Genomic DNA, 270 nt, shown 5'->3' with positions numbered 1-270 from the left:
CGAATGTGGTAAAGGATAAAGCAATATTTCAATACCGTTACAAAAACGATCTTATTTCTGAAATTATTAGAATACAGGGATTTGACGATAGAAAAGCAACATATACGGATGTTTTTTCTTATGATAATCAAAACAGGCTTGCCAACATCAAGACTAAAGCCGGAAACAATATTTTTACCAATATTGATATTGTTTACGGCAAGAACACAATCACACTGAATACAGAGAAGTCTCAGTCAGTATATACTTTATATGAATAAAAGACATGGC

The 270-nt window shown here is 31.9% G+C and carries 1 protein-coding gene; it reads left to right on the top strand.

Annotation, left to right across the window (positions count from 1 at the left end):
- On the top strand, nucleotides 1–260 hold a 260-nt coding region (locus SB659_RS19590; RefSeq protein WP_410551613.1), incomplete at its 5' end, for a hypothetical protein.
- Nucleotides 261–270 lie beyond the last annotated feature (10 nt).

The organism is Arthrobacter sp. SIMBA_036 (assembly GCF_046535135.1).
Taxonomy (GTDB): domain Bacteria; phylum Actinomycetota; class Actinomycetes; order Actinomycetales; family Micrococcaceae; genus Arthrobacter.
The sequence above is the reverse complement of the archived record's forward strand: the minus strand, read 5'-3'. Positions and strand labels throughout refer to the sequence as shown.